The organism is Collinsella aerofaciens (assembly GCF_039752955.1).
Lineage (GTDB): Bacteria > Actinomycetota > Coriobacteriia > Coriobacteriales > Coriobacteriaceae > Collinsella > Collinsella aerofaciens_BI.
This window is the reverse complement of sequence record NZ_JBDMHB010000017.1, coordinates 18,048-27,950: the sequence shown is the minus strand read 5'-3', so window position 1 is coordinate 27,950 and position 9,903 is coordinate 18,048. Positions and strand designations below refer to the sequence as shown.

Sequence of the window (9,903 nt, the reverse complement as noted above, 5' to 3'; positions counted from 1 at the left end):
CGTGGGGGAGTACGACCCCGATGTGGTGAGCGCGGCGATTCGCCTGGAGGTGGGCCGCGGCGGCCAGGTGTACTACGTGTCCAACCGCGTTAAGACCATCGATGATGCCGTGGCGCGCGTGCATGAGGCCGCGCCCGAGGCGCGCGTGGGCGTGGCACACGGCAAGATGAGCCCGCGCGAGGTCGAGGACGTGATGATTGAGTTCGCGACCAAAAAGATCGATGTGCTCATCGCCACGACCATCGTGGAGAGCGGCATCGACAACGCAACGGCCAACACGCTGATCATCGAGGACTCGCAGCGCCTTGGCCTGGCGCAGCTCTACCAGCTCAAGGGCCGTGTGGGCCGCTCTGCCACGCAGGCCTACGCGTACTTTATGTTCCCCGGCGAGCTGCCGCTCACCGAGGAGGCAACGGCGCGCCTGACCGCACTTTCCGAGTTCCAGGACCTGGGCAGCGGCATGCGCATCGCCATGCGCGACCTAGAGATCCGTGGCGCCGGTTCGCTTATGGGAGCCGAGCAGCACGGCAACCTGTCGAGCGTGGGCTTTGATCTGTTTACGCAGATGCTGGGCCAGGCCGTGGCCGAGGCGCGCGGCGATGACGACGCCGGCGTGGAGGCGGCGAGCGTGGGTATTAACCTGCCGGCCGACTACTTCTTGTCCGAGGAGTACCTGCCGGCGGTGGACCAGCGCGTGCTCGTGTACCGTAAGCTCGCAGCGGCCGAGGACCTGGAGAGCATTGACGAGGTGCAGGAAGAGACCGAGGCCGCGCATGGTGAGCTGCCGTTGGCGGGACTCAACCTGTTCAATCGCGCGCGCATCCGCATTCGCGGCGAGCGCCTGGGGCTCGAGAGCGTCACGCTCAGCGGCGGTCGCATCACGTTTTTGGGCGTCGACGTGCCCAAGAAGGTGGCCTTTGAGCTTAAGACCCGCTATGGCGCGGTGAACTTCCCCAAGAGCCGCAAGTTGTCGGTGCCCTACAAGGCGGGCGCCGGCGCGGGCAGCGGCCTGGGTCGCGGTCTCGACGCCAACGACGGCACCGGCCCCGTGGCCGCGGCACTCATGCTGCTGCAGCAATTAGGCGCGAGCGACGATGACTAACAAGTAGGGGGCGTGGCGGGGCAGAGCTACCAGTTGTTCTTTGCCCGCCACCTCGCAGGTTGATTCCAGCCCCATCGAAAGGAAAGCATGTGCGGGTACATCTACAAGAAAGACGCCGCCGCTATCGCGGTTGTCCTGTGTCTTTGTCTGGGCGTGGGCAGTTTCTTCGATTATCAGATCTCGAGCGCGCTGTTCAACATCGGCAGCATGTACGGCCGCTTTATCGAGGCCGCTGGCGAGTTGCCGTTTGAGCTGACGGCGAGCATCGCGGGCGTTATGCTCGTGCGCGCGGTGCGTCCCGACTCCAGGGGCAGCAAATGGCTTGCCGCGCTCGGCATCCTCGTCAACGTTGGCCTGACCGGCTACGAGATCGTTTCGTCCCTGAGGGTTGGCGGTAAACTCATTGCGGCTCAGTTGGTGCTGACGTTTGTGCTGGTCATCGCTGCCAACCTTATCGTCTATCGCCTCACGCGCACGACCGAGCCCGACGAACTCACGCGCTGGGCGTTGATGGTGCTTGCCGTGTGGATCGCTCAGGCCATCATCCTCAACGTGATCGTCAAGCCACTGTGGTCGCGCCCGCGCATGCGCGTGATCGAGGTCACGCCGGGGCTCAATTTTCAGCCGTGGTGGGTGATCGGCAATCCCGACAAGTGGACCTATATCGCCGCCGGCGTGATCAAGGACGGGTTCAAGTCGTTTGCGAGCGGACACACGGCGCATGCGGCGATCGGCCTTATGCTCGCCGGGCTTCCCGCGGCAGCCTTTAAGGAAAAACCGTCGCGTCGCCGCGTGATTTTTTGGGCGGCGGCTGTGATCGCGGCGCTCGTCGCCTTTGGGCGCATCGTGATAGGTGCGCACTTTTTGAGTGACGTGAGCTGCGGTTTTGCCCTGGTACTGGCACTTGAGTGCCTTGCCGCGCGCGTTGCCTATCCCAACGGCGTACAATAGCCCCGTTTAAATCATCGGGCCCGTGCCCGGCTAGAGAGGATTGCCATGCTCGCGTTTAACAACGACTATTCCCACGGCGCACATCCGGCAGTGCTGCAGGCGCTCGTCGACACCAATATGGAGCCGCAGCCCGGCTACGGTGCCGATGCACACACCGAGCGTGCCAAGCAGCTTATCCGCGAGGCCTGTCAGGCCCCCGATGCCGACGTGTTTTTTCTGGTGGGCGGCACGCAGGCCAACGCGACGGTGATCGACATGCTGCTTGCGCCCTACGAGGGCGTCGTTGCCGCCGAGACTGGCCACGTCGCCTGCCACGAGGCGGGCGCAATCGAGTTTGGCGGCCACAAGGTGCTCACCATCCCCGGCTACGAGGGCAAGATGCACGCCGAGGACCTCGAGAACTATATCCAGGTGTTCTACGAAAACGAGAGCTACGAGCACACGGTGTTCCCGGGCGCCGTGTACGTGAGCCTATCGACTGAGTACGGCACGCTGTATTCCAAGGCCGAGCTCGCGGCGATTCATGCGGTGTGCCAGAAGCGTGAGATTCCGCTGTTTGTGGACGGCGCCCGCCTGGCCTATGCGCTGGCGGCCGATGAGTGCGACATTACCCTGCCCGAGCTGGCGCAGCTGTGCGACGTGTTCTACATCGGCGGCACCAAGTGCGGCGCGCTCTGCGGCGAGGCCGTGGTGTTCTGCGGCATGCACGCCCCGGCGCACCCCATTCCGCGCATTAAGCAACACGGCGCGCTGTTGGCCAAGGGCCGCCTGACGGGCGTCCAGTTTGAGGCGCTTTTTACCGATGGCCTGTATTTTGAGATTGGTCGACAGGCGATCGAGACGGCTCAGGCGCTGCGCCGCGTGCTGCACGAGCACGGTTACCAGTTCTTCTTGGAGACGCCGACCAACCAGCAATTCGTGATTCTGCCCAACGAGGATATGGCCCGCATTCGCGAGCATGCGGCGATCGAGTACTGGGAAAAGTACGACGAGACCCACACGGTGGTGCGCTTTTGCACCAGCTGGGCCACGACGCAGGAGGATATCGACGCGTTGGCGGCTGTCCTGTAGCCTGATGTAATGACGAGGGGCCGCCTTGCGCTGGGTTTGGCGCAAGGCGGTCTTTGTTTTTGAGGGGGAAGGGTTGTATGACCGAGATGTCCGAGCCGACGATTCGCCTGGCGACGCCCGATGATGCGCCGGCGTTGCTTGCCATCTATGAGCCATATGTGCGCCAGACGGCGATTACCTGCGAATACGAGGTGCCGAGCGTTGAGGAGTTCGCCGGGCGCATCGAGCGTACGCTCAAGCGCTATCCGTACCTGGTGATGGAGCTGGACGGGCGTCCGATAGGCTATGCCTATGTGAGTCCGCTCAACAGCCGCGAGGCATACGACTGGTCGGTCGAGACGTCGATCTACCTGGCACGCGATGTGCGCCATGGCGGGCTGGGTCGCAAGTTGCACGATACGCTCAAGCAATGCCTGATTGCGATGGGCATCACCAACATGTGCGCGCTCATCGCCGTGCCGCACGATAAGGACGACGAGTATCTGACGCACAACAGCCAGGATTTCCATGCCCATATGGGATATCGCCTGGTGGGTGCCTTTGACCGCTGCGCCCAAAAGTTCGGTCGCTGGTACGACATGTGTTGGATGGAGCTGGTCCTAGCCGAGCGCGTCCCTAACCAACCTAAGCCAACCTGGTTCCCCGATCTCCTCGCCTAAAACTACTACAAAGGTGCCTGTCCCCTTTGTGGTGGTTTTGGCAGGTTAGCCGATGGGCTCGGTGTATTTGGCGCGGTCGGTGCGTTGGATGCGCTTGGAGACATGGAGCGGGCGGCCGTCGGTGTCGTAGACGTAGTCGGTGATCAGGATCAGCGCCTGCCCGCGCTCAACGTTGAGCAAAAACGCCTCGTTTTGCGAGGCATAGCACACCTCAAAGGTCTTGTGCCCCTGTGCCGGCGCGCGATGGAATTCCTGGCGCAGCGTCGCGTAGAGCGAACCATTGATATCGCGATCGATGAGTGCTTCAAAGCTCGGTGGTAGATAGGTAGTCTCCAGGCACAGCGGCGCATCGTCCAGATAGCGCAGACGGACAAGTTTGACGAGCTTGCTGCCCACGGCCGCATCAAAGAACTTAGCTATACTGCCGCCCGCCTTGGTAAAGCCCGAGTCCACCGTGCGCGTGGTGGGCTTCATGCCCTGACCCTGGACCTGCGCCGTATAGCTCGAAAACACCAGGTTGTTCTCGTGGAGCGCCGGCGTGTCGGCCACAAAGGCGCCGCGCCCGCGCTCGGTTCGAACCAGACCCTCATCAACGAGCACCTTAAGGGCATGGCGTACGGTGCTGCGCGACAGCCCCGATTCGTCCATGAGCTCCATCTCGGACGGCAGCTTGTCTCCGCGTGCGTAGATGCCGGCGGCGATGCGGTCGCGAAGCGTACCCGCCAAGCGCTCGTATTGGCTCAGTTTCTTTTTAGATGAAGCGTTCATGCGATCAGCCTATATCTAACTTGTATGCTTATCTAAGCAAGCATGTATTCAATACGACAACAAAACAGCTGGTAGCCAATTATCAAAAACCGCATCAGCAAAAAATCTAAGATAAATATAGCATACAACTAGTCGACATAACCAAAACATGTATGTAACTTGTATGCCTGTGATGAGCATCAAACGAGAAGAAAGGCTGATGCACGATGACCACTCAGGAACAGGTTAAGGATGTCGTTTCCCAGGTTTTGGCTGACAAGGCAGACAAGGGCGGCATCAAGCGCGTCGTGTGGATTGGCGCCGGCGGATCCAACGGCGGCAACTATCCTGCCCAGTACTTTATGGAGCACGAGGCCACGCAGGTCGTGAGCTCCAGCTACACCAGCAACGAGTTCGTGCACGCCACCCCGGCCTACGTCAACGAGAACACCCTGGCCGTCGTCGTGTCCATGCGCGGCACCAAGGAGACCATCGTCGCCGCCCAGGTCGCCAAGGACCACGGCGCCAGCACCATCGCAATCTATGTCGACGAGTCCGGCCTCACCGAGGTCTGCGACTACAAGATCCAGTATGACAGCCTGGCCGTCGACGAGTCCTGCATGGGCCGCACCAACTCCGCCGTCGTGACCATGATCGCCATGGAGCTTACGCAGCAGACCGAGGGCTATGCCGAGTACGAGACCGCTATGGCCGCCTTCGACCTGGTTGACCCCATCTATCGCAAGGCCGTCGAGTACACCCGTCCGCTCGCCGCCAAGTGGGCCGAGCAAAACGCCGACAAGCCCTGCATCAACGTGATGGCTCAGGGTCCGCTCTTTGGTGCCGCCTACGTCTTTAGCATCTGCAACGTGCAGGAGATGCTGCAGATCGACTCCTGCACCATCAACACCTGCGACTTCTTCCACGGCCCCTTCGAGATCCTGGACAAGCGCACCTCGCTGTTCCAGCTCATCAGCGTCGGCCGCAGCCGCTGCAACGACGAGCGCGGCATCCGCTTCGTCAACCAGTACGGTGGCGAGCGCGTCTATCAGCTCGACGCCAAGGAGCTCGGCCTCAACGACATCAAGGACAGCGTGAGCGAGTACTTCAATCACCTGATCTTTGCCCCGATCCTCAACAACGTGTACATGCGTGCGCTCTCTGCCGTCACCCACAAGGACTACATGACGCGCCGCTACATGTGGAAGCTGGACTACTAGGGGATAGAGCGGCCTAACAGCTCGATGTCCTCATAAGTTGCGGTGGAATAGTTCCTGCTTGGGGGCTTGAAGCCTCTATTTAGGAACTATTTCACCGCAACCGCCCAGTAATCCGCTGGGGGCGGAGGAAAACGGATCACTTATCCGCTCGCCGATTTGTGTCTTGAAAAATGTATATAACGACTATAACGTAGTACGAAACATATTGGAAACAATACCGAGGAGGCTGCGTTGAAGAAGAGCAATCTGGGCTATGTGCTGGTGCTGATCGCCGCGCTTATGTGGGGCAGCATCGGAATCTTTGTAAACGGCATCTCGGCCATGGGCGTTTCGTCCCAGAGCATGGCTGCCTTTCGCTTGTTGGTCGGAGCGCTTATCTTGGCGCCGGTCCTGATGTTTATGGGCTGCCGTCCGGGTGAGGGGTCTACCGTGGCTCAGGGTCCGCTGGCCCTGTTCAAGGCAAGCCCTAAAGAGCTTGTTCCTTGTGCGCTTGTTGGCATCGTCGGTTTGGCCGCCGCTAACACCTGCTATTACGAGTGCATGGGCGAGGTGGGCATGTCCACGGCCTCGGTGCTGCTCTACACCTCGCCGGTGTTTGGCGTCATGCTCGGCCGCGTGCTTTATCGCGAGGACGTGACCCCCAACAAGCTCGTTGCCATTGTCTTTAACATCGTAGGCTGCGTGCTTGCAGTGACCAATGGCGACCTTTCCGGTTTTCATTTTTCGGTTTGGGGCGTCACGTCGGGCGTGATTGCAGGCCTTTGTGGTGCGTCGCTCGCGGTGTTTAGCCGAATAGCAACCAAGACGGTCCACCCGCTGGCTGTCACGTTTTGGGGCTTTGTTTTTGGCGGTGCGGTTATGGCAGCTATCGCGGCTCCGTGGCCGGATGTCGCCGCGGCAATGTCGCCACAGCTGCTGCTGCTGTTCCTTGGCTTTGGACTCATCCCCACAGCCGTTGCTTACATCTTATATATGCAGGGTCTGTCCATGGGGCTCGAGACATCGAAAGTTCCCGTCGTAATGTCTTTCGAGACGGTTGTCACCGTACTGGTGGGCATTGGTGTCTACGCCGAGCCCGCCGGCGCGATTAAAGTCCTGGGCATCGTGCTGGTGCTCGCGTCCATCCTGATTATGAACACCGACTTCTCCAAGCTGCGCAACAGCGCCTTTGTCGGCCATATCGTTGAGAGCATGACCTTTAAGCCCAACGCGTGGTGGACGGAGAAATCGCAGGACATGGATCTGTTTAAGGAGCGCACCGGCATCGCGCTGGAGCCCACCGTGCAGGAAAGCCCCTGGTACTTTGTGCGATAGAGGATTGCGCGCAGGGTCTGACCTCGGGTTATCCAGCCAGCGCGGCCTACCCAGCCCCAACGTTTCAAATACGTTAAACCCGTCAACGGTCGATTTTCACCCGCGAACGGTCTTTATACTAATTAGCAATATAAGCAACGTATAAGACGTTATAATGACCATAACGAAAAGGAGGAGGCAAGATGAATCAGATCATTCTCGCATCTCATGGCGGCCTGGCCGCAGGCGCCAAAGACACGCTCGAGATGGTTCTCGGCGACGTGTCGAACGTCCACGTCGTGTCGCTTGCTCGTGACGACAAGGAGCCCATCACCGATAAGGTGGACGCCATGATCGCCACGTTCAACGCGGACGACACCGTCTATGTGCTGACCGATATGCTCGGCAGCTCGGTCAACAACAGCATGGTCGAGCTTTCCAAGAACGGCACGAAGTTCACGGTTGTCAGCGGTTTCAACATCCCGCTGGCGCTCACGCTCGCTATGAGCCCCGTCCCCGTCAAGGGTGCCGAGCTCGCAGCCCTCATCAACGAGGCCCGCACCGGTCTGACCAACCCCAACGCACCGGTCGAGGCTGCCGCGGCTCCCGCCAAGAAGGCCAAGGCGTCCCGTCACAGCTCCGGTCCCGCCAAGATCGTCCTCGCACGTCTTGATTACCGTCTGCTGCACGGCCAGGTCGTCTTTACCTGGACCACCAAGGTTCAGGCCGAGCGCATCATCGTCGTCGACAACGCCGCCGCCAACGATGACATCAAGAAGGGCGCTCTTAAGCTGGCCAAGCCCCAGGGCGTGCGCCTGAACGTCTTCACCGTCGAGCGTGCCCTCGCCAAGATGGACAAGCTCAACACCCTCGGCGAGCGCGTCATGTTCGTCTTTGGCAACACTGCCGAGATGCTGCAGTTCTGCCAGGGCTACAAGCTCGACGCCATCAACCTGGGCGCCACCGCCAACCACGACGGTGCCGATCAGGTCGGCGGCAAGGACAGCTCCGTCTTCCTCGACGCCAACCAGAAGGCCGACGTCAACCAACTGCTCGACATGGGCATCAAGCTCTACGTCCAGCAGACCCCTACGTATCAGAGCGTCGACATCGACGCCAAGCTGTAATCAACCAGGCTTTTGCCTGACTGAAAGGAGAAGGGTATGAATACGTTCATCAGTGCGGTGCTCGTCGGCCTCGTCGGCGTGTTCTGCATGTGGGACTCCCGCCTGCTCGGTCGTCTTAACTTCGAGCAGCCCCTCGTTGGCGCTACGCTCGTCGGTCTGCTGCTGGGCGATGTGCCCACCGGCCTTGCCGTCGGTGCCGCCGTCGAGCTCGTGTCCATGGGCCTGGTGCAGGTCGGCGCCGCCGTTCCGCCCGATATGGTCCTGGGCGGCATCGTGGCCGCTGCCTTTGCGTGCCTGACCGATGCTTCCGCCGAGACCGCCATGACGATCGCCATCCCGGTCGCCGTCCTGGGTCAGCTTCTCGGCATCGTGTTCCGTTCCATCATCGCCGCCCTCACCCATGTGGCAGATAGCGCGATCGATAACGGAAAGTTCAAGACCGCCTACCGTATGCACATCTGCGCCGGCTCCGGTCTGTACGCCGTCATGTACTTCCTGCCGATCTTCCTCGCCGTTTTTGTTGGCACCGACCTGGTTCAGGCCATCGTCAACATGGTTCCCGAGTGGCTGTCCACTGGTCTTAACGTTTCGACCAAGATCATGACCGCCTACGGCTTGGCCCTGCTGCTCACCATGATGATCAAGAAGGGTATGACTCCGTTCCTGTTCATCGGTTTCCTGCTCGCCGCTTACCTCAACCTGTCCGTCATCGCGGTCGCTCTGATCGGTGTGTGCCTGGCTGTCGTCTTCATGGGCTTCAAGTTCAACGGTTCCCATGCAGCCGCCGGTGTCGATTCCGACTACGATCCGCTCGAAGACGACGAAGACTAAGGAGGAACACACTATGGCAACCGCAACCAAGGACGTGTCCCTGAACAAGAAGGTCAGCCAGTTCTTCTGGCGCTCCTGGGCCATCCAGGCCTCTTGGAACTACGAGCGTCAGATGAACATGGGCTTCCTCTACGGCATGGTTCCCACGCTCGATCGCCTCTATCCGGACGAGTCCGACCCCAAGCAGCTCGCTGCTAAGAAAGAGGCTTACCACCGTCACATGGCGTTCTACAACTGCACCCCGCAGACGAGCGCCTTTATCCTGGGCCTCACCGCCTCCATGGAGGAGGAGTACGCCAAGGATCCCGAGAACTTCGATCCCGATTCGATCAACGCGGTCAAGACCTCCCTCATGGGTCCGCTTTCCGGCATCGGTGACTCCTTCTTCCAGGGCACCATCCGCGTTATCGCCTTTGGCCTGGGCGTTCAGCTGGCTCAGCAGGGCTCCATCATGGGCCCGATCCTGGCCATGCTCATCTCCATCGTCCCCTCTGTGCTGATTACTTGGTTCGCCGCCAAGATGGGCTATCAGGGCGGCCACGAGTACCTGAGCAAGCTTCAGGGCGGCGACCTCATGGAGAAGCTCATGTATGTCTGCGGCATCGTGGGTCTTATGTCCGTGGGCGGCATGATCGCCACGCTGATCGGCGCCACCACCCCGCTGCAGTTCGCTGAGGGCACCGTCGTTATCCAGGACATCCTGGACGGCATGATGCCCCAGATGATCTCCCTTGGCCTCACCGGCCTTATGTACTGGCTCATCAAGAAGAACGTCAACACCGGTTGGCTTCTCGTGATCGCCATCGTGGGCGGCATCGCCCTCTCCGCGGCCGGCATTCTGGCCTAGTCGCGACCAAGCGCCTAACCGCTTTCCCCCGGGGGCCTGCCTGGCATCCCATACC

At 60.6% G+C, this 9,903-nt stretch carries 10 protein-coding genes; 9 read left to right on the top strand and 1 reads right to left on the bottom strand.

Going from position 1 to position 9,903, the window contains the following annotated elements:
- The 4 genes from ABHR75_RS05465 to ABHR75_RS05450 all read left to right on the top strand — a co-directional run.
- Positions 1 to 1,102: helicase-related protein (locus ABHR75_RS05465; RefSeq protein WP_346963821.1), on the top strand; the 1,102-nt coding region annotated here is incomplete at its 5' end.
- A gap of 87 nt (positions 1,103 to 1,189) precedes the next feature.
- Positions 1,190 to 2,053 carry a phosphatase PAP2 family protein gene (locus ABHR75_RS05460; protein ID WP_346963820.1) on the top strand — a complete coding sequence of 288 codons (864 nt, stop codon included), beginning with the start codon at positions 1,190 to 1,192 and terminating at the stop codon, positions 2,051 to 2,053.
- Positions 2,054 to 2,098: 45 nt separating this feature from the next.
- Positions 2,099 to 3,124: a threonine aldolase family protein gene (locus ABHR75_RS05455; RefSeq protein ID WP_346963819.1), complete on the top strand. Its 1,026-nt coding sequence runs from the start codon at positions 2,099 to 2,101 to the stop codon at positions 3,122 to 3,124.
- A gap of 77 nt (positions 3,125 to 3,201) precedes the next feature.
- The gene (locus ABHR75_RS05450) at positions 3,202 to 3,783 is read left to right on the top strand and encodes a GNAT family N-acetyltransferase (protein ID WP_346963818.1); all 582 of its coding nucleotides are present in this window, start codon (positions 3,202 to 3,204) and stop codon (positions 3,781 to 3,783) included.
- A 45-nt stretch (positions 3,784 to 3,828) separates the two neighbouring features.
- On the opposite strand, the gene ABHR75_RS05445 is transcribed toward ABHR75_RS05450, so the two are convergent.
- Positions 3,829 to 4,551 carry a GntR family transcriptional regulator gene (locus tag ABHR75_RS05445; protein ID WP_195364152.1) on the bottom strand — a complete coding sequence of 241 codons (723 nt, stop codon included), beginning with the start codon at positions 4,549 to 4,551 and terminating at the stop codon, positions 3,829 to 3,831.
- Positions 4,552 to 4,757: 206 nt separating this feature from the next.
- Between ABHR75_RS05445 and ABHR75_RS05440 the strand changes: the two genes are divergently transcribed.
- The 5 genes from ABHR75_RS05440 (at position 4,758) to ABHR75_RS05420 (ending at position 9,848) form a co-directional block, all read left to right on the top strand.
- A complete protein-coding gene (locus tag ABHR75_RS05440; RefSeq protein WP_006235139.1) occupies positions 4,758 to 5,750 on the top strand; it encodes an SIS domain-containing protein in 993 nt (330 codons plus the stop codon).
- A gap of 231 nt (positions 5,751 to 5,981) precedes the next feature.
- Positions 5,982 to 7,064 carry a DMT family transporter gene (locus tag ABHR75_RS05435; RefSeq protein ID WP_117746782.1) on the top strand — a complete coding sequence of 361 codons (1,083 nt, stop codon included), beginning with the start codon at positions 5,982 to 5,984 and terminating at the stop codon, positions 7,062 to 7,064.
- Between the two features lie 182 nt (positions 7,065 to 7,246).
- Complete coding sequence (locus ABHR75_RS05430; protein ID WP_346963817.1) at positions 7,247 to 8,170, top strand: PTS sugar transporter subunit IIAB; 924 nt, start codon at positions 7,247 to 7,249, stop codon at positions 8,168 to 8,170.
- Between the two features lie 36 nt (positions 8,171 to 8,206).
- Positions 8,207 to 9,001: a PTS mannose/fructose/sorbose/N-acetylgalactosamine transporter subunit IIC gene (locus ABHR75_RS05425; protein ID WP_006235136.1), complete on the top strand. Its 795-nt coding sequence runs from the start codon at positions 8,207 to 8,209 to the stop codon at positions 8,999 to 9,001.
- A 13-nt stretch (positions 9,002 to 9,014) separates the two neighbouring features.
- Entirely contained in the window at positions 9,015 to 9,848 is an 834-nt protein-coding gene (locus tag ABHR75_RS05420; RefSeq protein ID WP_006235135.1) for a PTS system mannose/fructose/sorbose family transporter subunit IID, read from the top strand.
- Positions 9,849 to 9,903 lie beyond the last annotated feature (55 nt).